23 protein-coding genes are annotated in these 22,152 nt (G+C 60.5%); 9 read left to right on the top strand and 14 right to left on the bottom strand.

Annotated elements, in window-relative coordinates:
- The first annotated feature begins 208 nt into the window (after window positions 1-208).
- Window positions 209-1,486: a branched-chain amino acid transport system II carrier protein gene (brnQ, locus tag AB5Y76_RS19460; protein WP_263718339.1), complete on the top strand. Its 1,278-nt coding sequence runs from the start codon at window positions 209-211 to the stop codon at window positions 1,484-1,486.
- 73 nt (window positions 1,487-1,559) lie between these two features.
- On the opposite strand, the gene AB5Y76_RS19455 is transcribed toward brnQ, so the two are convergent.
- From AB5Y76_RS19455 to zur, 3 genes are read right to left on the bottom strand one after another with little or no spacing between them, the layout of a single operon-like run.
- The gene (locus AB5Y76_RS19455; RefSeq protein WP_040066994.1) at window positions 1,560-1,790 is read right to left on the bottom strand and encodes a hypothetical protein; all 231 of its coding nucleotides are present in this window, start codon (window positions 1,788-1,790) and stop codon (window positions 1,560-1,562) included.
- Between the two features lie 4 nt (window positions 1,791-1,794).
- Window positions 1,795-2,256, bottom strand: a complete 462-nt coding sequence (locus tag AB5Y76_RS19450; RefSeq protein WP_005343179.1) for a chemotaxis protein CheX — start codon at window positions 2,254-2,256, stop codon at window positions 1,795-1,797.
- Entirely contained in the window at window positions 2,246-2,704 is a 459-nt protein-coding gene (zur, locus tag AB5Y76_RS19445) for a zinc uptake transcriptional repressor Zur (RefSeq protein ID WP_005335805.1), read from the bottom strand. Before zur ends, AB5Y76_RS19450 begins: the two co-directional genes overlap by 11 nt.
- Window positions 2,705-2,841: 137 nt before the next feature.
- Here zur and dusA point away from each other — a divergent pair, with 137 nt between their 5' ends.
- Window positions 2,842-3,828, top strand: a complete 987-nt coding sequence (gene dusA / locus AB5Y76_RS19440) for a tRNA dihydrouridine(20/20a) synthase DusA (RefSeq protein ID WP_005335803.1) — start codon at window positions 2,842-2,844, stop codon at window positions 3,826-3,828.
- 69 nt (window positions 3,829-3,897) lie between these two features.
- Here the strand turns inward: dusA and AB5Y76_RS19435 are convergent, their stop codons facing one another.
- The 3 genes from AB5Y76_RS19435 to AB5Y76_RS19425 all read right to left on the bottom strand — a co-directional run bounded on the left by AB5Y76_RS19435 (window position 3,898) and on the right by AB5Y76_RS19425 (window position 7,617).
- Complete coding sequence (locus AB5Y76_RS19435) at window positions 3,898-5,457, bottom strand: PAS domain-containing methyl-accepting chemotaxis protein (RefSeq protein WP_263718301.1); 1,560 nt, start codon at window positions 5,455-5,457, stop codon at window positions 3,898-3,900.
- Window positions 5,458-5,594: 137 nt separating this feature from the next.
- A complete protein-coding gene (locus AB5Y76_RS19430; RefSeq protein ID WP_100645090.1) occupies window positions 5,595-5,894 on the bottom strand; it encodes a hypothetical protein in 300 nt (99 codons plus the stop codon).
- A 118-nt stretch (window positions 5,895-6,012) separates the two neighbouring features.
- The gene (locus AB5Y76_RS19425; RefSeq protein WP_263718302.1) at window positions 6,013-7,617 is read right to left on the bottom strand and encodes an ABC transporter substrate-binding protein; all 1,605 of its coding nucleotides are present in this window, start codon (window positions 7,615-7,617) and stop codon (window positions 6,013-6,015) included.
- A 184-nt stretch (window positions 7,618-7,801) separates the two neighbouring features.
- Between AB5Y76_RS19425 and AB5Y76_RS19420 the strand changes: the two genes are divergently transcribed.
- Window positions 7,802-8,509 (top strand): ParB-like protein, encoded by a 708-nt coding sequence (locus tag AB5Y76_RS19420; protein ID WP_263718303.1) that lies wholly within the window; start codon window positions 7,802-7,804, stop codon window positions 8,507-8,509.
- Between the two features lie 84 nt (window positions 8,510-8,593).
- On the opposite strand, the gene AB5Y76_RS19415 is transcribed toward AB5Y76_RS19420, so the two are convergent.
- Window positions 8,594-9,262 (bottom strand): CatB-related O-acetyltransferase, encoded by a 669-nt coding sequence (locus AB5Y76_RS19415; protein WP_263718304.1) that lies wholly within the window; start codon window positions 9,260-9,262, stop codon window positions 8,594-8,596.
- A gap of 288 nt (window positions 9,263-9,550) precedes the next feature.
- On the opposite strand from AB5Y76_RS19415, the gene AB5Y76_RS19410 reads away from it, so the two are divergent.
- The gene (locus tag AB5Y76_RS19410) at window positions 9,551-9,979 is read left to right on the top strand and encodes a DUF2753 family protein (protein WP_005335785.1); all 429 of its coding nucleotides are present in this window, start codon (window positions 9,551-9,553) and stop codon (window positions 9,977-9,979) included.
- 17 nt (window positions 9,980-9,996) lie between these two features.
- Here AB5Y76_RS19410 and AB5Y76_RS19405 read toward each other — a convergent pair whose 3' ends face one another.
- Window positions 9,997-10,746: an enoyl-CoA hydratase-related protein gene (locus AB5Y76_RS19405; RefSeq protein ID WP_263718305.1), complete on the bottom strand. Its 750-nt coding sequence runs from the start codon at window positions 10,744-10,746 to the stop codon at window positions 9,997-9,999.
- Between the two features lie 90 nt (window positions 10,747-10,836).
- Here AB5Y76_RS19405 and AB5Y76_RS19400 point away from each other — a divergent pair, with 90 nt between their 5' ends.
- The 3 genes from AB5Y76_RS19400 (at window position 10,837) to AB5Y76_RS19390 (ending at window position 12,726) form a co-directional block, all read left to right on the top strand.
- On the top strand, window positions 10,837-11,286 hold the full coding sequence (locus AB5Y76_RS19400) for a copper chaperone PCu(A)C (RefSeq protein ID WP_005335782.1): 450 nt from the start codon (window positions 10,837-10,839) through the stop codon (window positions 11,284-11,286).
- 95 nt (window positions 11,287-11,381) lie between these two features.
- Window positions 11,382-12,014: a TIGR04219 family outer membrane beta-barrel protein gene (locus tag AB5Y76_RS19395; protein WP_005335781.1), complete on the top strand. Its 633-nt coding sequence runs from the start codon at window positions 11,382-11,384 to the stop codon at window positions 12,012-12,014.
- A 31-nt stretch (window positions 12,015-12,045) separates the two neighbouring features.
- On the top strand, window positions 12,046-12,726 hold the full coding sequence (locus AB5Y76_RS19390) for an SDR family oxidoreductase (protein ID WP_263718307.1): 681 nt from the start codon (window positions 12,046-12,048) through the stop codon (window positions 12,724-12,726).
- Window positions 12,727-12,816: 90 nt separating this feature from the next.
- Here the strand turns inward: AB5Y76_RS19390 and AB5Y76_RS19385 are convergent, their stop codons facing one another.
- On the bottom strand, window positions 12,817-14,541 hold the full coding sequence (locus AB5Y76_RS19385; RefSeq protein ID WP_075116001.1) for a proline--tRNA ligase: 1,725 nt from the start codon (window positions 14,539-14,541) through the stop codon (window positions 12,817-12,819).
- A 274-nt stretch (window positions 14,542-14,815) separates the two neighbouring features.
- On the opposite strand from AB5Y76_RS19385, the gene rlmD reads away from it, so the two are divergent.
- Entirely contained in the window at window positions 14,816-16,168 is a 1,353-nt protein-coding gene (gene rlmD / locus AB5Y76_RS19380) for a 23S rRNA (uracil(1939)-C(5))-methyltransferase RlmD (RefSeq protein WP_263718308.1), read from the top strand.
- A 78-nt stretch (window positions 16,169-16,246) separates the two neighbouring features.
- Here rlmD and AB5Y76_RS19375 read toward each other — a convergent pair whose 3' ends face one another.
- Genes AB5Y76_RS19375 through AB5Y76_RS19365 form a run of 3 tightly spaced genes read right to left on the bottom strand, consistent with a single transcriptional unit; the run spans window position 16,247 to window position 19,723 of the window.
- Window positions 16,247-16,813 (bottom strand): membrane integrity-associated transporter subunit PqiC, encoded by a 567-nt coding sequence (locus tag AB5Y76_RS19375; protein WP_042052434.1) that lies wholly within the window; start codon window positions 16,811-16,813, stop codon window positions 16,247-16,249.
- Window positions 16,810-18,459, bottom strand: a complete 1,650-nt coding sequence (gene pqiB, locus AB5Y76_RS19370) for an intermembrane transport protein PqiB (RefSeq protein WP_263718309.1) — start codon at window positions 18,457-18,459, stop codon at window positions 16,810-16,812. The genes AB5Y76_RS19375 and pqiB overlap by 4 nt, the downstream gene beginning before the upstream one ends.
- The gene (locus AB5Y76_RS19365; protein WP_236341411.1) at window positions 18,452-19,723 is read right to left on the bottom strand and encodes a paraquat-inducible protein A; all 1,272 of its coding nucleotides are present in this window, start codon (window positions 19,721-19,723) and stop codon (window positions 18,452-18,454) included. The genes pqiB and AB5Y76_RS19365 overlap by 8 nt, the downstream gene beginning before the upstream one ends.
- A 176-nt stretch (window positions 19,724-19,899) precedes the next feature.
- On the opposite strand from AB5Y76_RS19365, the gene hfq reads away from it, so the two are divergent.
- Window positions 19,900-20,259, top strand: coding sequence for an RNA chaperone Hfq (gene hfq / locus AB5Y76_RS19360; protein ID WP_005335772.1), 360 nt, complete (start codon window positions 19,900-19,902; stop codon window positions 20,257-20,259).
- 132 nt (window positions 20,260-20,391) lie between these two features.
- Here hfq and AB5Y76_RS19355 read toward each other — a convergent pair whose 3' ends face one another.
- Both AB5Y76_RS19355 and AB5Y76_RS19350 read right to left on the bottom strand, forming a co-directional pair.
- The gene (locus AB5Y76_RS19355) at window positions 20,392-20,982 is read right to left on the bottom strand and encodes an HAD family phosphatase (protein WP_040066974.1); all 591 of its coding nucleotides are present in this window, start codon (window positions 20,980-20,982) and stop codon (window positions 20,392-20,394) included.
- A gap of 65 nt (window positions 20,983-21,047) precedes the next feature.
- Complete coding sequence (locus AB5Y76_RS19350) at window positions 21,048-22,151, bottom strand: EAL and HDOD domain-containing protein (RefSeq protein ID WP_005363003.1); 1,104 nt, start codon at window positions 22,149-22,151, stop codon at window positions 21,048-21,050.
- Window position 22,152 lies beyond the last annotated feature (1 nt).

Raw genomic sequence — 22,152 nt, 5'->3', positions numbered from 1 at the left:
AGATATTAATTGGTGATTGAGATCGAACTCCTCTTCTTTATGCTAAAGGTGGTGCACCTCATCCGGTCTGCGGGCCGTGTGGGGGCGAGAGGTATTGTTACCGGTTATCTGCCAGGCAGTGGGTGCAATCAATAACAAGCTGATAAGGCAGATGAGGTTGAGTTTGACGAAATCATTGAAGTTGTCCGACGTATTCGGATTGGGGTTTATGACGTTTGCCTTCTATCTGGGGGCAGGCAATATCATTTTTCCGCCGCTGGCCGGTTTTATGGCCGGTGAGCATCTGCTGGCCGCCATGTGCGGCTTTTTGCTGACGGCAGTGGGTTTGCCGTTGATCACCCTGATTGCGGTGGCCAAGGGGAGCTCGGGGGGCGGCGCGAGTGGCTGGACCGGAATGACCCGCTATCTGCCCGCCGGGGCGGCGACGGCGCTGGCCATCGCCATCTATATCATCATGGGGCCAGCCTTTGCCATTCCCCGCACCGGTCTGGTCGCCTACGAGATGGGGCTAAAGCCCTGGCTTGGCGATGCCGGTCATGCGGGACTGCGGATCTATACCCTGAGTTTCTTTACGCTGGTGATCCTGGTGGCGCTCGATCGCGGCAAGCTGCTCGATGCGGTCGGCAAGTATCTGACCCCAGCCCTGATGGCGATGCTGCTCATTCTGGCGGTCGGGGTCTTTATGACGCCGCAGGGCATCATGCCTGATGCCAGCGGTGAGTACATAGATGCGGCTTTTACCAAAGGGATGCTGGAAGGGTACAACACCATGGATACCCTGGCCTCCCTGATGTTTGGTGCCCTGATCATCGGGTTGCTGCGCCAGAAGGGGATCGAGGATTATCGCAGCCAGTTCAAATATCTGACCATCGCAGGCTTGATCTCGGCAGTCGGGCTGTCGGCGGTGTATGTCTCGCTCTTTCAGCTGGGCAACAGCGCTGGTGGGGTCGCAAGCGATATCAGCAACGGCGGCGCCATCGTCAATGCTTACGTCCTGAGTCTGTTTGGTCAACCGGGTCAGTTTATTCTGGCTGCCATCATCACCCTGGCCTGTTTTACCAGTGCGGTCGGCCTGCTCTGTGCCGGTGCCGACTACTTCCATGGCCTTACAGGTTGGGCCTATCGCAACTGGGTCATGCTGCTGGGGGCGCTCTGTGCAGTAGTGGCCAATGTGGGGCTGAGCGAGCTGATCGGCCTCTCAATTCCGGTGCTGGTGGCCATCTATCCGGTTGCCATCGCGCTGGTGCTGGTGACCTTCCTCAAGGGATGGTTTGCCCAGCCACGGCTGGCGTTTCGCGGCGTGCTGACGGTCGCCTTTCTGTTTGGTTGCCTCGATGGGCTGGGGGCTGCCGGGATGGCGATGGAGGGCTTTGCCTTCCTGCCGCTGTTCGACAAGGGGCTTGCCTGGCTGCTGCCGACTCTGCTGGCCTGCATCGTCGGCATCCTGGTGCGACCAAGCGGGAAGTTGGCGGCCGAAGCGGCTTGATTCAGAAACAACGAGATAGCAAAGAGGCCAGCAACTGCTGGCCTCTTCTGTTTCTGCCGGATCCGTTACCGGATCAGATTTGCGGGCCTGACGGCTTGGGTTTGCCCTCCAGACCATACCAGTGGGTTTCTACCCGTCCGGCATGCCACTCGAAGGTGCCCCAGGGCTGCTTGGCTTCCCAGCGCGGGAAGTTGATGAGCACCCGGTTATCTTCGTACTTGTAGAGGGAGGTGCTGATCTGAATGTCCGACAGGATCAACAGCAGGGCCCAGCAGATGAAAATCCATTTCAATGCTTTCCACATAGGGTTACTCGAAGCAGATTTCGATAGTGGCGCGACCGAAATCCGATTCGAACGGCATCATGATCTTGGTGCCATCGGCACGGTGAGTAATGGTGTGGTTGGGACCGGAGACGATGATGGGGGTCGCCATGTCAAACTCGTAGCCCTTCTCGCCCAGCATCCGCTTGGCACCGCCGGTCACCATGTTGGTGATTTCACCGACCATGTCGGTCACCTCTTCGTTGATGGAGGCGGGAGCTTCCCCCAACATGCGGCGCATGATCTCCAGCGCCAACCCCTTCTCGAAGCTGATGGAGAGGGAGCCACGGGTCTGCGGGCCGACCATGCCGATCAGGCCGGAGACGTCACCGCGCGCCAGCTCATCCATCTTGCGTTTCGGTTTGCCCGGTTTGAGTTCCAGCTGTGCCATGGTCGAGAGCACATTGAGCAGGGATAGCAGGAACGGATTTACAAAATCAGCCTTCATGATGACTTCCTACAGTGGGCGTACAACGGGCACATTGGCCATGTGCCTCTATCGTCTTATTGGTAATAGTAAAACCATGCAAGTGGGCCTGCTCGGAAAACGCGCTATCGATCGCCGTATCGTGAAGCTCGACCACATCCCCGCACTCGTCGCAGATCAGCAACTGCATCGGGTGAGCGTGATCGAAGTGGCAGCAGAAGATAAACGCGTTGAGAGATTCCACCTTGTGAGCAAAGCCCTGTTCGAGCAAAAAATCGAGTGCCCGATAGACGGTTGGCGGCTTGGCATTGGCTTCGGTTTGTTGCAGCTGGGCCAACAAATCATAGGCGCTGATGGCGTTGCCGTGTGCCGCCAGCAGGCGAAATACCTGACGTCGGGTCGGGGTGAAGCGGATCCCTCGCTGTATACAGAGTCGCTCGGCTCGTTGTAAAAGTTGGTCTTGATTCATGATCGCGCAGATACCCTTTCTATTAGCCGGATACTATCACAGGGCCTCGCATGGCGCGGCGACAAAATTCATTTTCTGGGGCTGCTTCACGTTGTGATAAAATCCGCCCCTTTCTTTAGCCAACCCGGATGATTTTTATGCAGGCGCAGCGTTTTTCCATCGCCCCCATGCTGGACTGGACTGATCGGCATTGCCGTTACTTTCATCGACTGATGAGCCGCCAGACCTTGCTCTATACCGAAATGGTGACCACCGGCGCCATCATCCACGGTAAGGGGGATTATCTGGGTTACAGCGAGCAGGAGCACCCCATCTCCCTGCAGCTGGGTGGCAGCAATCCGGCCGATCTGGCGCGCTGTGCCAAGCTGGCCGAGGAACGCGGCTATGACGAGGTGAACATCAACGTCGGTTGCCCCTCCGATCGGGTGCAGAACGGCCGTTTTGGCGCCTGCCTGATGGGTGAGCCGGCGCTGGTGGCAGACTGCGTCAAGGCGATGCGCGATGTGGTCGATATTCCGGTGACAGTGAAGACCCGTATCGGTATCGACGATCAGGACTCCTACGAATTTCTGCAGGCCTTTATCGAACAGGTGCGCGATGCCGGTTGCGACACCTTTATCGTCCATGCCCGCAAGGCGTGGCTGAGTGGCCTGAGCCCCAAGGAGAACCGCGAGATCCCGCCCCTCGATTATCCTCGGGTCTATCGGGTCAAGCAGGATTACCCGGATCTCACCATCGCCCTCAACGGCGGCGTCACCTCCATGGAGCAGACTCTGGAGCACCTGCAACACGTCGATGGCGTCATGATGGGGCGTGAAGCCTATCAGAACCCCTACATTCTGGCGCAGGTAGACAACCTGGTGTTCGGTCAGAACAACGCTGTGCCGAGCCGCCATGAGGTGGTGCGGATGATGCTGCCCTATATCGAGCAGGAGCTGGCCAAGGGCAACTACCTCTCCCACATGACCCGCCACATGCTGGGTCTGTTCCAGAATATGCAGGGGGCCCGCGCCTGGCGCCGTCACCTGAGCGAGAATGCCTGCAAACCGGGCGCCGGTATTCAGGTGGTGCTGGATGCCATGGCCAAGGTGCCGGAGTTTGCCGCCAGCGAGACGGCCGAATAAGCCAGTTGTGCCAAGGCAAGAGCAGCCAAAAAGCGCGTCAGTTGACGCGCTTTTTTGATCGCTGTCGCTTCAATATCTGAACTGGTTGATCAGCCGCGAGAGGTCCTGCAGCCGCTCTACCAGCAGGGTGATGCCATCTAGCGCCTGCCTGCTGTTGTCGGCGGTGTGGCTGGCCAGCTGGTGGATCTGGTGTACCCCTTCATCGAGGGTCGCCGTGACGTCGGCCTGCTGACTCACCGCCTGGGCGATCTCGTCGCTGGTACGGGTTACCTGCCCCAGCATCCGGTTGATCTGGGTGAGCACGTCGGCGGTGGTGCCCGCGCGCTGCTGGCAGCGCACCGAGGTCTGCGCCCCTTGCATCATCCCCTCCGACAACTGTCGTGTAGTCTGTTGCAGCGCCTGGATCATCTCGTGGATCTCGCTGGTCGAGGCTCGGGTCTTCTGGGCCAGCGCCCTCACTTCATCCGCCACCACGGCAAAACCGCGCCCCTGTTCGCCCGCCCGGGCGGCCTCGATGGCCGCATTGAGGGCGAGCAGGTTGGTCTGGTCGGCGATTTGACTGATCACCTCCAGAATACCGCTGATCTTCTGGCTGTCGCTGGTGAGCTGGGCCAGCACGGCGTGGTTGGCATCCAGCTCCTGATGGAGTTGGTTGACGGCAGAACGGGTGGTCGCCAATGCTTGCAGCCCTTCGTCGGAGACCTGCTGTACCTCTATGACCAGATTGCTCGCCTCATGGGCACTGTGGGCCACATCGCGAATGGAGTGGCTCAACTCGGTGATGGCGGTCGCCAGCTGCTCGCTGTGGTCGCGCTGCTGCTGCAGATGAGTATCGATGGTCTGGATATTGCCCCGGTCATCTTCGGCTGCCTGCAGGATCTGCTGGTTGGTGTCGGCGCTGCGCCCGACCACGGCCTTGAGCTCGGCCTGCTTCATCCGCAGGGCCAGTTCGACGGCCGCCAGGGTATCGCGCCGTCGGGTGTAGAGCACCTGACAGAGGCGGGTTCCCTTGTCTTGATCGGCAAGGGTGAGCAGATGAGCCAGCCGTTGCTGCAATCGCCAGCCGTGGATTGCCTGTGCCAACAGCAACAAGGCGGTGGGCAGCAGCCATAACAGGTTGCCGGTGGCAAAGGTAGCAAGGGTGGTGAGCAAGGCAGAAACGGAGAGCCAGAGGGTCAGCTGACCCGGTTCAATGTGACACCGGCTCAGCCAGGGAAGTGCCTTGCCGCTGCGCAGCAGGCCATAGAGCTGCTCGGCCCAGGCCACATCGCTGGCGGCGGGTTTGGTGCGCACCGACTGGAACTCGACGATCTCCTTCTGCGCATTGAGGATCGGGGTGACGTAAGCGTTTACCCAATAGAACTGACCGCTTTTGGCGCGGTTCTTGACCAGCCCCATCCAGCTTTTGCCCTGTCGCAGCCGCTGCCACATGTCGGTGAAGGCCGCTTTGGGCATGTCGGGGTGTCGCACCAGATTGTGGGGTGCCCCTTCCATTTCGGCCGCACCATACCCGGCCACATCGCAGAAGTGCTGGTTGGCATAGGTAATATGACTGGCGGGATCCGTGGTCGAGATGAGTGCGATGTTGTCGGGGAAGTGTATCTCCCCCTCCTGATGGAGTCTGGGCATGTGTCGTTCCTGAAAAAGCCAACCAACTGATAACTATGTTTTTTATTGTCGTTCTCAGTTAATCATTCTAAGGCTCTTCAGTGACCCGAACTTGGCTTGGGTCAATTAATCAACACAATCAATTGATGAAGTGAGGGTCAGCTGGCCGGTGTGAAATCGTGAACTTCGCCGCTTCTCGGTTTAAAGCGCGGATCGCTATCTTTGTAGCTGCGCACCAGCTCCATTGTCTTGCAAAAGCTGGCCTGCTTGTCGTACTCCTGACGAGCCAACTCGATGGCCCGTTCGGCCCGGCGCCGCTCCATCTTGTCAGACTTGCGATCGCTGAACTGTTGCTGCTGATGCAACATCCAGCCGACAAACTCTTGCTGGCATTGGGATTCGCTGTTGGCCTGTGCAGGCAGGGTCCACAACAACGAGAGCAGTATCAAATAACGCATGTCTGACTGGATATTGGAGATTAATTGAACAGGAGGGGCGGCATTTTAGGCTGGAAATCGGGATGTGAACAGTATCAATAGCGAGGCCCTGCGGGGCCTCGCATCGTTGTGGCCGGTGTCAGTGTTTGACGAGGTAGAGTTGGCGGCTGTAGGCCACATCTTCCGGGTTGTTGATGGGGTAGCCCTTGAGCCATGGCTTGATGAGTCGGGCATTGGTGTACTGGTAGATGGGGGCGATGGGGGCTTGATCCAGCAGGAGCGCTTCCGCCTCGCCAAACAGCTTGCTGCGGCTGGCGACATCCTGAGTGCTGGCCGCCTCTGCCAGCAGCTGGTCATAACGGGCATTGGCAAAGCCTGCCATATTGCCGCTGTGACGAGAGCCCCACAGGCCAAGGAACGCTGAAGGGTCGTTGTAATCGGCGACCCAGGAGGAGCGGATCACCTCGAACTGACCGCTCTGGCGACTGTCGAGATAGGTTTTCCACTCCTGGTTGGTCAGCTCGACCTCGGCGCCCAGCTTCTGCTTCCACATGCTGGCAATCGCCAGTGCCATCTTCTTGTGAATTTCCGCGGTGTTGTAGAGCAGGGTCAGCTTGAGCGGCTTGTCCGGGCCGTAACCGGCCTCCTTGAGCAGAGCCTTGGCCTTGCTGTCCAGCGCCGGCTGGCTGCTGGTGGAGAGCAGGTTGGCGGCCGGGGTAAAGCTGGCGGTCACATCCGGAGTGAAGTGATAAGCCGGTTTCTCGCCAGTGCCGAGCACCTTGTCGGCGATCAGGGCTCGGTCGATGGTGTAGGAGAGCGCCTTGCGCACCCGCACATCGTTCAGTGGCGCCTGACGGGTATTGAAAGCGTAGTAGTAGGTGCCGAGCTGCTCCGGGGTGTAGACCTCATTCGGGATCTGCTGCTTCAGCTTGTCGTACTGCTCCTTGGGGAAGGATTCGGTGATATGCAGATCGCCCGCCAGATAGCGGTTGGTGGCCGCGCTCTCCTGATTGATCGGCATGAAGATCACCTTGGTCAATACGGTATGGGCCCGATCCCAGTAATAAGGGTTGGGGGTCAGCTCCAGCTTCTCGTTGACCACCCGGTTGTTCAGCACAAAGGCACCGTTGCCTACCAGTTTGCCGGGTTGGGTCCACTGGTTGCCGTACTGCTCGATGCTGGCCTGATGGAGCGGCGACAGGCTGGGGTGGCTCAGCAGGTTCAGGAAGTAGGGCACCGGTTGGGAGAGGGTCACCTGCAGGGTGTGGTCATCGAGGGCCTTGACCCCCAGCTCGCTGGCAGGCAATTTGCCAGCGACTATTTCGTCCACCTTGTCGAAACGGGCCAGTTGGGCAAACCAGGCGAAGGTGGCCGCCTCTTTCGGGTCGACCAGCTTGCGCCAGCCGTAGACGAAGTCGCCGGCCTTGACCGGATCGCCGTTGGACCAGCGCGCATCCGGGCGCAGATGGAAGGTAAAGAACTGGTTGCCCTTGTTTTCCCAGCTGGCCGCCACCCCGGCAACCGGTTTGCCATCCGGCCCCTGGGTCAGCAGCCCCTCGAACAGATCCCGCAGTACCTGCAACTCCGGCAGGCCGACCAGCTTGAGCGGGCTCAGGCTCGCAGGTTCATCCTTGAGGTGGCGAACGACAATCTGCTCGGCGGCGAGTTGTGTTCCGGCGGGAATATCGGCAGCCTGGACAGCAGCACAGCCCAGCAGGGCCAGCAAGGGGGTCCATCCTTTCATGGGTCGGATCCTTCAAATAGTGTGAAGCGGGGAGAAAACTCGGCGAGAAAATATCGCCGACAGATGGGAAATCATGATATCCCGTTTGCTGGTCTGACCGCCAGCATTCGACTCTCACTCCCAATCGGGGTAGAGGAGCATTCTCGGCGTCTGTGCAGTTCAATGTGGTGAGGAGTGTCAAACGATGAAAGCATGGTTATTGCTGGCCTGTGTGTTGAGCCAGAGTGCCTGGGCGTTGGCCCCGTGCCAGAGCGACACGGCGGTGGGCAACTGGTGCGAGATCGGCATTGATGCCTTGCACCCGACTCAGGGGGGCGTCGGCCAGATCCAGGTCGATGAGACCCAGGCCACATTGGCTGGCATGAGCGCAAAGCAGCTCGACAAGTTGATGAAAAAGAAAGAGATCCCCGTGGTGATTGCGCCGGATGGCAGCTACTGGCTGGTGGACCGCCACCATCTCACCAAGGCGTTGTGGCAGCAGGGCGTCAAGGATGCCCGGGTCAAGGTGATTGGCCGTCTGCAGGATAAAGCCAACTTCTGGAGTCAGATGCAGAACAACCACTGGGCCTGGCTCAAGGATGAGAAGGGACAGCCGCTGACCCCGGAGCAGTTGCCGAGCCGCATCGACAAGCTGCCTGATTACCCCTATCGCACCCTCGCCGGACTGCTGCAGAATGCGGGCTACTTTCGTAAGGACAAACAGGTCTATTTCGTCGAGTTTGCCTGGGCCAGCTGGCTCGGCAAGCAGATGCAGTGGATGCCGGTGGACAGCGCCAATCTGGCGGCCCGCCTGCAACAGGCCAAACGGCTCGCCTGCGGCAGCGATGCCAGTGACTTGCCCGGTTATCCCGGCAAGCAGTGCAGCCTCAACCAGTCCAAAAGCGCGCAGTGAGTGGATGTGCGATGACTGCGTCCAGAGCATGCCGGAGATAAAAGAGGGCGACCCCGGGGTCGCCCTTCTGCTGTCAGCTACTGGTTAGCGGTGGTCACTCATGGCGCTCCGCCCAGCGGCAGCCGCCTGTTCAAGCAGGGCGACGTCACCTTGCTGGATCAGCGGTAGCAGATCGTTGACCTGTTGATCCGGCCAATCCCACCAGGCGAGGGCCTGTAGCCGGGCAATCTCCTCCTCGCCAAAGCGCATTCGCAGCATCCTGGCCGGGGTGCCCGCCACCATGGCATAGGGCGGCACATCCTGATTGACCAGCGAGCGGGCGGCGATGATGGCGCCGTCGCCAATGGTGACGCCGGGCATGATCATCGCCTCCATACCGATCCAGACATCGTTACCGATGCGGGTATCGCCTGCGGGGCGGTAGCTGCGCTTGAGCGCCGCCAGATCGGCGAACGGATAGGTGCTGATGAAGGACGTGTTGTGGGTGTGGTTGCCCCCCATGATGATCTTCACCCCGGCGGCAATCTGTACATAGTCGCCGATATGGAGCTGGTCGATATGCCAGAGCGGCTCCCAGCCGGTTTCCGGGCTGCGGCTGAAGGGATCGCCATGGAGGTAGCGCACCGCCACCTCTTCGAAGGGGCCATCCCAGGCACCCGAGTAGTAGCTGTGCTGCCCCTTCAGGCAGATATTGGGGTTGGTCACCGTCAGGTGCAGGTATTCGACCTGCGACCAGTGTTGGCAGGTGCTCATACTGGTACTCCTTTGCTGAATGGATCGGATGGGTTGCGTTCGCTTGAGCGCAGCTAATAGATCCAGACCAGCATGCGGGGCACGCAGAGCAGGGAGCAGCCCAGCATCTGCGGGAGGCGTGGTCGCATTGTGGTGTGCTCCAAAGAACTAAGAGGGAAGGGCGCGATCATAAGGTCGGGCGCCGGGTTTGCCAAGGTTGCGCAGAGATCCTGCACTAACCCTCTGGTTGATATTTATTCTCAATTAGCCATGATAACACTCCCACCATGACGGATTCGGGAGAGCGAGATGACACCGCAAAGTTGGCAACGATACATGCTGGAGGCGGAGCGTGCCTGGCAGGCCGGTTCGCTGGGAGCGGCGATCTGCTTTTATCAGCAGGCGCTGGGGGATGTTTACGAGATGACTCAGGTCGAGTTGACCGAACTGGCCACCATGCGAGTCGCCACCTGTCACCGGCTGGCCGACTTCTGGCGGGCGATGGATGAGCCGACTTACGAGCTGCGCTACCTGAAACTCGCCTCCGAGCTGGTCACTGCGCTGGTGCCACAATGCCCCAACCGGGAGTGCGAGGCGCTGATCAGCGAGTTGGGTTGCTGTCGAGGAGCCCTGCTCGCGTTTCTCAAGCGTCACCCCAATCCGGAAATTGCCCGGCTGATCCAGCTGCAGGACAAGGTGCAGGGCTGCGAGCTGATCGGCCGTTTTCGCCTCAACTGAACGGATGTGGGCGCGGCTCAGCCCCGCCGTTTGAGTTTCTGGGCGATGCGCTGCTGCGCCTCTTCCCCTTGCAGTGCCTGGGCGAAGGCGCGCGCCTCCAGATCGATGACAAAGTGCACCGCCTGTTTAAGCTCCTGTTTCAGCAGCGCCTTGCTCTTTTGCAGCGCTCTGGGCGGCTTGGCCGCCAGCTTCAGCCCCTGCTCGCGGGCAAAGGAGAGCAATCCATCGGCCGCCACCACCTTGTTGGCGAGCCCGAGTTGCAGCGCCTCCTCGGCATCCATCGCCTCGGCCAGCAGCAACAGCTCCGCCGCCTTGAGGTGCCCCACCAGACGCGGCAGCAGCAGGCTGGAGGCAAACTCCGGCACCAGACCCAACTCGACGAAAGGAAGCTGCAAGCGGGCGTTATCCCCTAGATAGACCAGATCGCAGTGCAGCAGAATGGTGGTACCGATCCCCACCGCCGGGCCTGCAACGGCGGCGACCACGGGTTTGGGGAAATCGGCCAGGGTGTGGAGGAACTGCAGTATGGGGTCGTCGGGCTCCAGCGAACTCTTGCCCATAAAGTCGGCCAGATCATTGCCCGCGGTAAAGCAATCTTGCTGCCCCTGCAACAGCAGGACATGCACCTCCTCATCGGCTGCCGCCTCTCGCAGCGCTGCCACCAGTTGCTTATAGAGCTCGGTATTGAGGGCGTTGCGCTTGTCGGGGCGGTTGAGGGTCAGGGTGAGCAAGCCATCCTGCTGCTCGGCAATGAGAATGGGGGCCATGTCTAAATCCTTGTTATTGAAAGGTGCAAAAAAGGTTGCTGCTGGGGTAATCTTGGCGCCGTTTAACAACATCATAAAAGGATTTCAACCATGTTTAAACGTGCGTTTTATTCTCTGCTGGTTCTGGGGATGACTGCGCCTGCACTGGCCAAGGTCGAGGCTGTCGACGGCTATGTGCGCCTGTTGCCGCCGGGTTCCCCCAACACCGCCGCCTTTATGGTGCTGAAGAATGATGCCGACCAGCCGGTCAAGCTGGTGGCGGCGGCTTCTGCTGCGGCCGGGCGTGCCGAGCTGCACACCCACCTGCACGAAAATGGTGTGATGAAGATGCGTCAGGTCGAGAATATCGAGATCCCGGCCAAGGGCGAGGCGGTGCTGAAACCGGGCAGCCTGCACATCATGTTGTTCGAGGTGGGCACGCTCTCCGAGCAGACCCCTTTCCCGCTCACCCTCACCATGGACGATGGTCAGAAGCTGGATCTGTCACTGCCGGTGAAGCCGATTGAGCCGATGGCAGAGATGAAGCATATGAAGCACTGACATTTGTCGTCGTTTGTTCAGGATTGACGCTGGGTATTTTGGCTGCACCGAGTAAAATAGTGCTCTTTTCCATGTATGCAAGAGGAAGTGACGTAATGAAAAAGACGCTGATTGCCGGTTTTGTGCTGGCTCTGTGCAGCCAGAGTGCCATGGCCGCTGACGACTGGCGTTTTGCCGCCGGTGCCGACGTATGGGCCGCCAAGGGCAGTGGTCAGGCTTATGGCACCAGTGCTGATGGCAGCTATGACGACAGCTACAACTGGAACGGCTATCTGCAACTGGAACACGGCATCATCTTCCTGCCGAACGCCAAGTTTGAAGTCTCCGATTTCAGCACCTCCGGCGGCAACTTCAAGAACGATCTGACTGCCTACGATCTGAGCCTCTACTACCGTCTGTTCAACAACGATCTGTTCAAGATCGATCTGGGGATGACCGGCCGTCACTACGATGGCGAGCAGGTCTACTCCGGTCGCAAGGGTTATGACGAAGATACCCTGATGGCCTATGCCGGCAGCGAAGTGAAGATCCCGGGCACCGGCATCGCCTTCTTCGGCGATCTGCGCACTCACGATGCGGACAACTATGACTACCGTCTGGGTGGTTCCTACAAGTTCTCCTCCATGCCGATCAAGCTGCGTGCCGGCTGGCGTGAAGCCAAGGTCGACTTCGCCAATATCGATCAGTCTGTCGATGGCTGGTTCATGGGCGGCGAATTCACCTTCTAATCTGCCCGTCAGCTGACGGCGAGGAGCAATCATGGGCCACATCATAGTGACAGGCGCCGGTTCTGGTCTCGGCCGGGCGCTGACCATAGGTCTGGTTGAGCGGGGCCATCAGGTCTCCATGATGGGGCGCCGTTATCAGCGACTGCAGGAGCAGGAACAACTGCTCGGCAGCGCGGTGATCGGCATCGCGGCCGATCTGGCGCACCATGAAGAGGTCGACGTTGCCTTCGCCGCTGCGGTGGAGTGGGGCGGGCAGCCCGACATGGTGATCCACTGCGCCGGGGTGGGCGAGTTTGGCCCGGTCGGTGTCTACACCGCCGAGCAGATCCGCCGGGTGGTGGAGAGCAATCTCATCTCCACCATTCTGGTGGCCCAGCAGACGGTGCGGCTTATCGGTGAGAAAGGCGGAGTACTGGCGAATGTGCTCTCCTCCGCCGCTCAGGTGGGCAAGGCCAACGAGAGTCTATACTGCGCCTCCAAATGGGGGATGCGCGGCTTTCTCGAATCCTTGCGCGCCGAGCTGAAAAGCTCGCCGCTGCGGCTGGTCAACCTCTACCCGAGCGGGATCCGCAGCGAATTCTGGGACAACTCGGATCACGTGGACCCGAGTGGCTTCATGACTCCGGAAGATGCGGCGGCCTATATGCTCGACGCGCTGGAAGCCAGAAGCAGCTGCCACGTGACCGACCTCTTTATCGGTCGCAATCCCTGAGGCAACCCTTCATCCGGTTGCCGTCGTCAGCACACAGAAACAAAAAGCGCGCCAAATGGCGCGCTTTTTTATATCGGGAAGAGGGCGGAATTAACGGCCCAGCTTGGCCTTGAGCATGGCGATGATGTCGCTGATAGCCACTTCCTGCTTCTCGCCGGTGCGGCGGCACTTGTACTCCACCACGCCGTTGTCCAGACCGCGATCGCCGATGACGATGGCGTGCGGGATGCCCAGCAGCTCCATGTCGGCGAACATCACGCCCGGGCGCTCTTTACGGTCGTCGAACAGCACGTCCACACCGGCTGCTTTCAGCTCGGCGTAGAACTGTTGTGCCTGCTCGGCCACGCGTTCGGACTTGTGCATGTTCATCGGCACGATAGCCACTTCGAACGGAGCGATGGCGTCCGGCCAGATGATGCCGTACTGGTCGTTGTTCTGCTCGATGGCGGCAGCCACCAGACGGGAAACCCCGATCCCGTAGCAACCCATCTCCATGGTGACGGACTTGCCAGCTTCGTTCAGCACGCTTGCCTTCATCGCTTCGGAGTATTTGGTACCCAGCTGGAAGATGTGGCCCACTTCGATACCGCGCTTGAGCAGCAGCTTGCCCTGGCCGCACGGGCTCGGGTCGCCTTCTACCACGTTGCGCAGGTCGGCAACTTCGTAAGAAGCGATGTCGCGATCCCAGTTGGCACCGGTCAGGTGGAAGCCGGTCTCGTTGGCGCCGCAGACGAAGTCCGCCAGATGGGCAGCGCTGCGATCGACGATGATGCGACCGGCAAAGCCGACCGGGCCGATGGAGCCTGCATCGCAACCGGCTGCAGCTTTAATCTGCTCGTCGTTGGCGAAGGTCAGCGGGTTGGCCACGCCAGCCAGTTTCTCTGCCTTGATTTCGTTCAATTCGTGGTCGCCACGCAGTACCAGCGCGATGACGGCCTGCTTGCCGTGCTCATCTTCCTCTGCCAGTACCAGCAGGGTCTTGGCGATGGCAGTCGGAGCCACGTTCAGGAAGGCCGCCACTTCGTCGATAGTGTGGACGTTCGGGGTGGCAACCTTGGTCAGGGCTGCGGTGGCGGCAGCGCGCTCACCAGCCGGTGCCAGCGCTTCGGCCATCTCGATGTTGGCGGCGTAATCGGAGCTGTCGGAGAAGGCGATCAAGTCTTCACCGCTCTCGGCCAGTACCTGGAATTCGTGGGAACCGGTACCACCGATGGAGCCGGTATCGGCCTGCACCGGACGGAAGTTCAGACCCATGCGGGTGAACGCCTTGCAGTAGGCGGCGTGCATCTTCTCGTAGGTATCGACCAGAGATTCCTTGTCGATGTGGAAGGAGTAGGCATCCTTCATCAGGAATTCGCGGCCGCGCATCACGCCGAAACGGGGGCGCACTTCGTCGCGGAACTTGGTCTGGATCTGGTAGAGGTTGAGCGGCAGCTGCTTGTAGCTGTTCACTTCGTAACGTACCAGCGCAGTGATCACCTCTTCGTGGGTCGGGCCCAGCACGAAGGGACGGTTGTGACGGTCGGTCAGACGGCACAGCTCGGGACCGTAGTCATCCCAGCGGCCGGACTCCTGCCACAGCTCGGCGGGTTGAACCACCGGCATGGAGACTTCGACGGCACCAGCATTGTTCATCTCTTCGCGAACAATGTTCTCGATTTTCTTCAGTACCCGCAGACCGGTTGGCAACCAGGCATACATGCCGGAGGCCAGTTTACGGATCATCCCGGCGCGCAGCATCAGCTGGTGGCTGACAACTTCAGCGTCGGAGGGGGTTTCCTTGAGAGTGGAAAGCAGATATTGGCTGGTACGCATCGCGGTAGACCTTAGCTAGAACGGGCGCGGGGCCCAGGATAATTTCAAGGGCGGAATTTTAACAGGCTGGGCGTTATGGCCCAAGGGCTAAATTTGCCGCAACCCGAAAGGTGGCCACGCCCGGCAGATGGCCAGGGGCAATGACCATTGCAACAAGCAGGCTTTTTATGCCTGCAATTTGGCCGGATCTCCGCTAAACTCTGCCACCTTTTCTCGATGGGCATGGCTCTGCCGCGTTCATCACCCCCCATTTTTAGTACTTTTGGAGCCGCTCATGCCGTTAGTGGGACATCAACACCAGATCGAGATCCTGGAACTGACCGACAAAGGAGATGGCAAAGGACGCCTGTTCGATCGCCCCCTGTTTGTCGAAGGTCTGCTGCCCGGTGAGCAGGCGCTGGTGGAGCTGACCGAGGTCAAGCCGAACTATCTGCACGGCAAGGTTGCCGAGCTGCTCCAGCCCTCTGCCGATCGGGTTGCCGATTTCTGCCCCAACACCGAGTGTGGTGGCTGTCAGGTACGTCCGCTGGCCTATCCGGCCCAGCTCAAGCTCAAGCAGGCACTGGTGCAGAGCGCACTGGAGCAGGCCGGGCTGGGTGACACCCCGGTCAAGGATATCCTTGGCATGGAGAGCCCGTTTGCCTATCGCAACAAGGCGCAATATGCGGTGCGTGGCTGCGATGCCGGTGCCGAGATCGGTTTTTATCGCAAGCACTCCCACGATCTCATCACCGCCGATGACTGTGCGGTGCAGGATCCGCTGCACGTCGAGCTCAACGCACGGGTGCGCAACTGGATGCGCGCGCACGACATCGCCGCCTATGACGAAGTAAACCACAGCGGCTGCGTGCGCAACCTGATGACCCGCAAGGGCTTCAAGAGCGGCGAGCTGATGGTGGTGCTGGTCACTTTGGGTGAGGTGCTGCCGTTCGAAGCCGAACTGTTGGCAGCCCTGAGCGATCTGTCGGTCACTACCCTGGTGCAGAACATCAACGATGAGCGCACCAACCGCATTCTGGGCGCCACCAACCGGGTGCTGTTGGGCGAAGGGGTGATCCGCGACAAGATCCACGAACTCGAGTTCGAGATCTCGCCGCTCTCCTTCTTCCAGAACAACCCGACCCAGACCGATGTGCTCTACTCCAGCGCCCTCGAGTATGCCGAGCTGACCGGCAACGAGACGGTGTTCGACATCTATTGCGGTATCGGTACCATCTCCCTGTTCCTGGCTGGCAAGGCCGCCAAGGTCGTCGGGATCGAGTCGGTGGAGAGCGCCATCAGGGATGCCCGCCGCAACGCCTCCCTCAACGGCATCGAGCACACCGAATTCCACGTCGGCAAGGCCGAGCAGCTGATGCCCGAGCTGCACGCCCAAGGTGTGACCGCTGACGTGGTGGTGATGGATCCGCCCCGCAAAGGCTGTGACAAGGCTGTATTGCAGACCCTGGTCGCCATGGCGCCCCGCCGTCTGGTCTATGTCTCCTGCAATCCGCAGACCCTGGCCCGCGACCTTGCCTGGCTGGTCAAGCAAGGCTTCGTGCTGGACGAGGTGCAACCGGTCGATATGTTCCCGCACTCCATGCATGTGGAAGCGGTAGCTCGTCTGAGCCTGCCCGCCAAGGCATAAGTCGCCCCCGACTCTTGCACATAAAAACGACGCCAGCTGGCGTCGTTTTTTCTATCTGATACTCGCAGGTTGATGTGCTCAACCCTGCTTGCGCACCTCGGCGGCGATCTGGTCGAGCAGCTGTTGCCAGCCCTGACCCAGCTCGTTCACCAGTGCGTTGTAGCCATCGGCCGGCAGTACCCGCTCCTGACGGAAGGGGGCATCGCGCAGCACGGTGCCATCTTCCGCCAGCAGGCGCCAGCGGCCGCTCAGCACGGCGCTGCCGTCATGACGGCCCTGAAAGCGCTCCACCAGAATGGTCAGCACCGGCCCCTTGCGGGCGCCATCCTGCCGTACCACCCAGCCCGGCAGGCGGGTGGAGAGGCCATTGAGGGTGAGCTGGTTGAGCTGATCGTCCAGCGCACCGGCCCAGCGATGGTACTCGGTGAAGTGGAGCTCTTGCCCTTCCAGTTGATAGACCAGGCTGATCCGGTCGAGCTGGCTGGCCAGCGCCACCGGGCGCAGCACCAGCTGGTGCTGCGGTTGGGCCGGGGCCGTTACGGGTTGCTGGTTGTCGGCATCGAGCGAGTAGTAGTGCAGGCTTGGCTGGCTGCTGCAACCCGCCAGCAGGCCCAACAGGGCCAGCGTCAGGATCTCTTTTTTCATTGTTTGCCTCGCTTGGGCTCAGGGTCCGATGGATGCGCGCGATCGAAGATCAGCGAGCTGGGCTGCTCGTTGAGGGAGTGCACCAGCGGCTGCAGTTCGCGCATCAACTGATTGAGGGTCTGCACCGACTGACGCAGATCCTGATTTGTCTGCGATTGGGCGTCATAGGCCTGCAGGGTCTCCTGCAACTGCTTGAGGCTCTCGTTGAGCGAGGCGGGCAGCTGCTGGGTAGAATCCTTGGCTGTGAGCTTGTTCAGGTTGGCGCTGACTGCACTGATGTTCTTCAGGGTGCCATCCAGGGTGGTCAGTGACCCGTTGACCTTGGTCAGGGTGGTCGCCATGTCCATGTCGACAAACTTGTCGAGGATGAGGTTCACCTTGCGCTCGATCTGATCCAGCCCGCCCTGCACGGTGGGGAAGACCTGATAACCGGCCAGCTTGGCCTGTTCGAAACGTGGCGCGTCCGGATAGAAGTTGAGGTCGATGATCTTGCCGCCAGTCAGCAGGCTAGAGGTCTTGAGGCTGGCACGCAACCCCTCCTTGAACTGCTTGCCGAACAGGGCACGCCACTGATCCTTCTCCGCCTTGGCATAGCGGTGGGAGAGGCGCTGTACCTCGATGCGAGCCAGCACCGGGATCTGGCGGCTCTTGAAGATCTGCACGCCCTTGTCCTCGATGAGGTAGGGGGCGGAGATGACGGTACCGACCCGAATGCCGCGATACTGCACCGCCGCGCCCGGGTGCAGTCCACCCACGTTGTCATCGAACAGGAAGACGTAGTCGATGAACTGATCCAGACTACCGGCCAGCACGCTCGCCTCATCCTGGAACAGGGTGAACCCTTCCATCTGTTTGACCGGCTCGCCAGGCGCCCAGCCGGGTGGCAGACCCATGGTGATGCCGCCATCGATCAGGCTCTCCAGCGAATCCATCTTCACCTTCATCCCCTCGCTGCTCATGGAGACCTCGAAGCCCGGGGTCATCCAGAAGCGGGAGTTGCTGCTCACCAGAATGTCATAGGGGGCGTGGATGAAGATTTGATACTGCATCTCGCTCTTTTCCGGCAGGAACTTCGCCTCTTCCACCTGACCTATGGTGAAGCCCTGATAGTTGATGGGGGAGCCTTCCCCGAGCGCGCGGGTGTCGCGACTGCTGAGGGTGAGACGCAGCCCCTTGGCATCGAGGGAGGCGAGCGGCGGTTTGTCGAGCATGGCGTACTCGTCCCGCGCCCGACCTTTCTTGCCGGGGGCGAGCTCGATATAGGCGCCTGAGAGCAGGGTGCTCAGACCCGACACCCCTTCACGGCCCACTCTGGGTTTGACCACCCAGAACTGGCTGTCACCGCGCAGCATGCCGGAGGCGGCATTGGTCAGCCGTCCTCTCAGCACCGCATGGCTATAGTCATCGCTCAGCTCGACGGCTTCGATGCGGCCGACGTCCACTTCGCGGGAGCGGATCACCGTCTTGCCAGCGACTATGCCCTCGGCAGTGGCGACTGTCAGGGTGAAACTGGGGCCCTGGGAGTACCAGTGCTGGAACAGCATCCAGAGACCTATGAACAGCGCCAGCAGGGGCACCATCCAGATTGCGGCGGCAGAGCTCAGAAAGTCAGAGCCCGGTTTCCACCTTTTTTTACGCTCACTCACGTTCGCGTTCTCCTTGTTGTAAATCCCAGATCAGGCGGGAGTCGAAACTCATGGCGGCGACCATGGTGATCAGCACCACACCTGCAAATGCGACGGCCGCAGGGCCGGGGTAGATGGTCATCAGATTGTCGAGCCGGATCAGGCCCGCCAGAATGGCCACCACGAAGACGTCGATCATCGACCAGCGTCCGACAAATTCGGTCATGCGATAGAGTTTGAGCTTGCCGAGGGGGGAGGTGACATTGCCGCGCTGCACCATATAGCAAAGCCAGAATAGCGCCAGTATTTTCACCAGCGGCACCACCACGCTGGCGAAAAAGATCACCGCCGCTATGGGGTAGGAGCCCATGGCCCAGAGCAGCACCACACCGCCTAGGATGGTGGAGGGGCTGTCATCACCGAGAAACACCGTATCCATGATGGGATAGACGTTGGCCGGAATGTAGAGAATGGCGGAGGTAAACAGCAGCGCCCAGGTGCGGTTCAGGCCGCCCGGCTTGCGCGCATGCAGCTTGCCGCCGCAGCGGGAGCAGCTGTGGCTGCCCACCTCGCTCAGGGCGCCACAGATATGGCAGCCCACCAGGCCGGACTCCAGCGCGCCCGCTTCCGGGTCGATCTCCCGCGCCTCGGTCGGGCCGAACAGCCGCTGCCACAGCCACATCTGATCCAGCGAGGAGATCATCTTGATGAGCAGCACGGTGTAGCCGACGAAAGCCCAGAATGACAGCCCCATCTTGATGTCGGCCATCCCCATCAGCTTGACCAGCGAGATGAGCACCCCCACCAGAAAGACATCCACCATCAGCCAGGGTTTGATCCGGCAGAGCAGACGGCCAAGGGAGCGCAGGGCATTGCTGTGCAGATCTTTATCGACCCGCCACAGCACCAGCATGATGGAGCCCATATAAACCAGCGGCAGGCCGATCAGGGTCAGGCTCAGTACTGCGCCGAGAAACAGATAGCCCTCATCCACCAGGGTGGTGATGCTCTGCAAAAAGGTCATCTCCTGGCCCACCCCTTTGGCCGAGAAGGACATAAAGGTAAAGGCATTGGCGAGCACGAACATGATGAGTGCCGCGAACCCGTAGGAGATCGGCCGCAACTCCTGCTGTGGCAGGTAGCGACTCAGGGTGTGTCCGCAACGGGGGCAGCAGCTGGCCTGCCCCACCTCGAGCGGTGTGGCCGGTATCAGCAGGTCACACTCTTCGCAGGCAGTGGCATCATGGACATAGGTGGTGTGGTGTTGGTGTGAAACCGGATGCAAGATAAAACCCCAGATAAGGCCCGTGGTAGAGCCAGAGCTGGCGATTATCGCAGTTGTGCTGGTCAGCGACCAGACCCCGGAGGCCGCTATTGCTGGCGGGAGTGAGAATGACTTTGACAAGCCAGTGCCCATTTAGCACAATCAAACGCCACTTTTTTTCCGCGGGACAATAATTTATGACAACTGAATCCCCCAGCTACTCCACGATTGAGCAAGCCTTCTCCCTCGGGAACGGGCAAGATTCTGCCCTCAACTGGTTGCGCAAGAACCGCAGTCAGGTCGCTATTTTTCTGGTGAGCGGCATCAAGCTGGAAGGCACCATCAGCGGGTTCGACCAGTACAGCGTGCTGCTGACCGATGCTCATGGTAACCAGCAGCTGGTCTACAAGGCCAAGATCTCCACCATCGCCATGCACACCGGCCGTCCGCAGGTGAACATCCAGCGTGCTCGCAAGCCGCGTGTCTCCATGGCGCCGCGCCCCCACGGTGCGCCGGGTCGTTATGACGACAATCAGGGCGGCGGCAACAACGAGTAATCGTCTGCCCCGCACGCCCCGTTGATGCGCCCAGCGTCAGCGGCTGACGGAACCTGCTCTCATTTTCATTCATGTCCCGTATGAGAGCCGGTTCCGGTTATCGCCCCTTGCAGGGCGATATTTTTTTCCGCACTACGCCGTTATGCCGACCGGTTTGCCCTCTTTGACCATGCAGGTCTGCATACCCGCCGCCTCTCCGGCCTGTACCCCGATACCGGTATCTTCAAACACCAGACAGCCTGATGGCTCGACCCCCAGCTTGCTGGCGACCAGCAGGAAGGTGTCCGGATTGGGCTTGTGCAGCTCCACATCGTCTGCGGTGACCACCACAGAGAAGTAGCGATCCAGCCCGGTGTTGCGTAGCACCGCTTCGGCGTTGACGCGGGGCGAGCCGGTGCCGATCCCCATCGGGATGACGCCATGATAGCGCTCGACCAGTGCCTGCATGGCCGGAAAGACGGTCGCCTTGTGCAGGTTGGCCACATAGTGGGCGGTCTTGCAGCGGGTGACTTCGAGGGGATCGAGGGGGATCTGCTGCTCCTGTGCGACCAGCAGGGCTATCTTGCGGCTCGGCATGCCACCCAGCTCATAGAACCAGTCGGCATCGAAGTGAAAGCCAAACTCGCGGGCGGTATGTTCCCAAGCGGCGAGGTGCAGCGGCATGGAGTCGACCAGGGTGCCATCAAGGTCAAAGACCAGGCCTTGGAATCCGGAAAGCGTCATGGTGCGGGTCAGTCTCTGAAAAAAGGGAGCCCATTCTAGCCAGTGGCTCCCCGCCTCGCCATCACCTAGCTGGTGAGAAACGCTTGCCCCCACATTTGTGACTGAAAATAGACGGGGGTGAGCTGGGCCGGATCGAGTTGATATTTGGGGGCAAGCTGTTCCAGCAGGGCCCAGTTGCCCTGTTCATAGGTGCTGACCAGCTGAAACAGATGAAAGAGTGGCCCTTCGTGCAGTTCGATGGCGCGCTGCACGCTCTTGGGCAGGTGGGCCATCAGCGGCTCCGACAGCAGGGATCCATCAAGCACCAGCCCTACCAGAAAGGCCCAGCTGGCCTCCGCTTTACCGAGGGCGGTGAGGGCAATCAACTCGCAGAAGCGGCCGCGGGCGATGGCCATGCGGGTGCAGGCCTCCGGCATGTGCTGGCTCACCCGGGCCAGACCGTTGATCAGCACGAACTTGCGGATCTCCTGCTCCCCCAGATAGGAGAGGGCGCGGGGCACCGAGGTGATGGGGGCGGCATGATCGAAGCCGGGGGCGTTGACGTAGGTGAGCAGCAGGCCGGGCAGCCAGGCATCCTGCTCCAGCAGGCGGGCTACCTGGGCGAAGGAGAACTCTTCGTGGCAGATGAGCTGGAGGATCTGCTGTACCAGCGCCATATCGGGCTGGTTCGCCCGCTGATTGACCAGCTCCGGACGGGCGAGAAAGCCGCCGGCAAAGAAGTCGACCCCCGCCTCCCGCAGCGGGAGAAAATCCGCCCAGGTTTCGATGTTCAGCGCCATCCGCTTGTGTTCGGTGGGCTGGCAGATCCCCTCTTCCCCCATCCAGTACACCAGCAGGCGGCTGGCGCCGAGCCAGCGTGGATCCCGGTTGGCGCCATGTACCGCCAGTCTGCGCCGACTGTCGCGCCACTGCTCCAGCACCGGGAACGAGTTGGGCTGGCGTTCGCTGGAGGCTTCAACCAGCGGGATCGCGTCCTGATCCAGCAGCATGGGACGCTGTTCATCGAGCTGTTCGTGGGTGAAGGGCACCAGATATTGACGCCCCTGTGCCAGCAGGCGGCAATGTTGCGCCAGTGAAGGCCATTCGGCCGGTGAGCTGAGCTGATAGTCGATGCCGTAGGCCACCAGAGCCAGGCGACGATTGAAGATAGGGTAGCGACGCAACAGCATG

Origin of the sequence: Aeromonas sp. R1-2 (assembly GCF_040908505.1) — a bacterium.
GTDB lineage: Bacteria > Pseudomonadota > Gammaproteobacteria > Enterobacterales > Aeromonadaceae > Aeromonas > Aeromonas veronii.
This window is presented reverse-complemented; position numbering and strand designations above follow the sequence as displayed.

Bases quoted from the DNA above. Each gene is read 5' to 3' on its own strand.
- AB5Y76_RS19405 (WP_263718305.1), bottom strand. From the start codon at position 10,746: ATGGCCCCCATTCTCATTGCCGAGCAGCAGGATGGCTTGCTCACCCTG.
- AB5Y76_RS19455 (WP_040066994.1), bottom strand. From the start codon at position 1,790: ATGTGGAAAGCATTGAAATGGATTTTCATCTGCTGGGCCCTGCTGTTG.
- zur (WP_005335805.1), bottom strand. From the start codon at position 2,704: ATGAATCAAGACCAACTTTTACAACGAGCCGAGCGACTCTGTATACAG.
- AB5Y76_RS19430 (WP_100645090.1), bottom strand. From the start codon at position 5,894: ATGCGTTATTTGATACTGCTCTCGTTGTTGTGGACCCTGCCTGCACAG.
- dusA (WP_005335803.1), top strand. From the start codon at position 2,842: ATGCAGGCGCAGCGTTTTTCCATCGCCCCCATGCTGGACTGGACTGAT.
- brnQ (WP_263718339.1), top strand. From the start codon at position 209: ATGACGTTTGCCTTCTATCTGGGGGCAGGCAATATCATTTTTCCGCCG.
- AB5Y76_RS19375 (WP_042052434.1), bottom strand. From the start codon at position 16,813: ATGAAAAAAGAGATCCTGACGCTGGCCCTGTTGGGCCTGCTGGCGGGT.
- AB5Y76_RS19390 (WP_263718307.1), top strand. From the start codon at position 12,046: ATGGGCCACATCATAGTGACAGGCGCCGGTTCTGGTCTCGGCCGGGCG.
- AB5Y76_RS19420 (WP_263718303.1), top strand. From the start codon at position 7,802: ATGAAAGCATGGTTATTGCTGGCCTGTGTGTTGAGCCAGAGTGCCTGG.
- AB5Y76_RS19395 (WP_005335781.1), top strand. From the start codon at position 11,382: ATGAAAAAGACGCTGATTGCCGGTTTTGTGCTGGCTCTGTGCAGCCAG.
- AB5Y76_RS19350 (WP_005363003.1), bottom strand. From the start codon at position 22,151: ATGCTGTTGCGTCGCTACCCTATCTTCAATCGTCGCCTGGCTCTGGTG.
- AB5Y76_RS19435 (WP_263718301.1), bottom strand. From the start codon at position 5,457: ATGCCCAGACTCCATCAGGAGGGGGAGATACACTTCCCCGACAACATC.
- AB5Y76_RS19450 (WP_005343179.1), bottom strand. From the start codon at position 2,256: ATGAAGGCTGATTTTGTAAATCCGTTCCTGCTATCCCTGCTCAATGTG.
- rlmD (WP_263718308.1), top strand. From the start codon at position 14,816: ATGCCGTTAGTGGGACATCAACACCAGATCGAGATCCTGGAACTGACC.
- AB5Y76_RS19425 (WP_263718302.1), bottom strand. From the start codon at position 7,617: ATGAAAGGATGGACCCCCTTGCTGGCCCTGCTGGGCTGTGCTGCTGTC.
- AB5Y76_RS19415 (WP_263718304.1), bottom strand. From the start codon at position 9,262: ATGAGCACCTGCCAACACTGGTCGCAGGTCGAATACCTGCACCTGACG.
- AB5Y76_RS19410 (WP_005335785.1), top strand. From the start codon at position 9,551: ATGACACCGCAAAGTTGGCAACGATACATGCTGGAGGCGGAGCGTGCC.
- hfq (WP_005335772.1), top strand. From the start codon at position 19,900: ATGACAACTGAATCCCCCAGCTACTCCACGATTGAGCAAGCCTTCTCC.
- AB5Y76_RS19400 (WP_005335782.1), top strand. From the start codon at position 10,837: ATGTTTAAACGTGCGTTTTATTCTCTGCTGGTTCTGGGGATGACTGCG.
- AB5Y76_RS19385 (WP_075116001.1), bottom strand. From the start codon at position 14,541: ATGCGTACCAGCCAATATCTGCTTTCCACTCTCAAGGAAACCCCCTCC.
- AB5Y76_RS19355 (WP_040066974.1), bottom strand. From the start codon at position 20,982: ATGACGCTTTCCGGATTCCAAGGCCTGGTCTTTGACCTTGATGGCACC.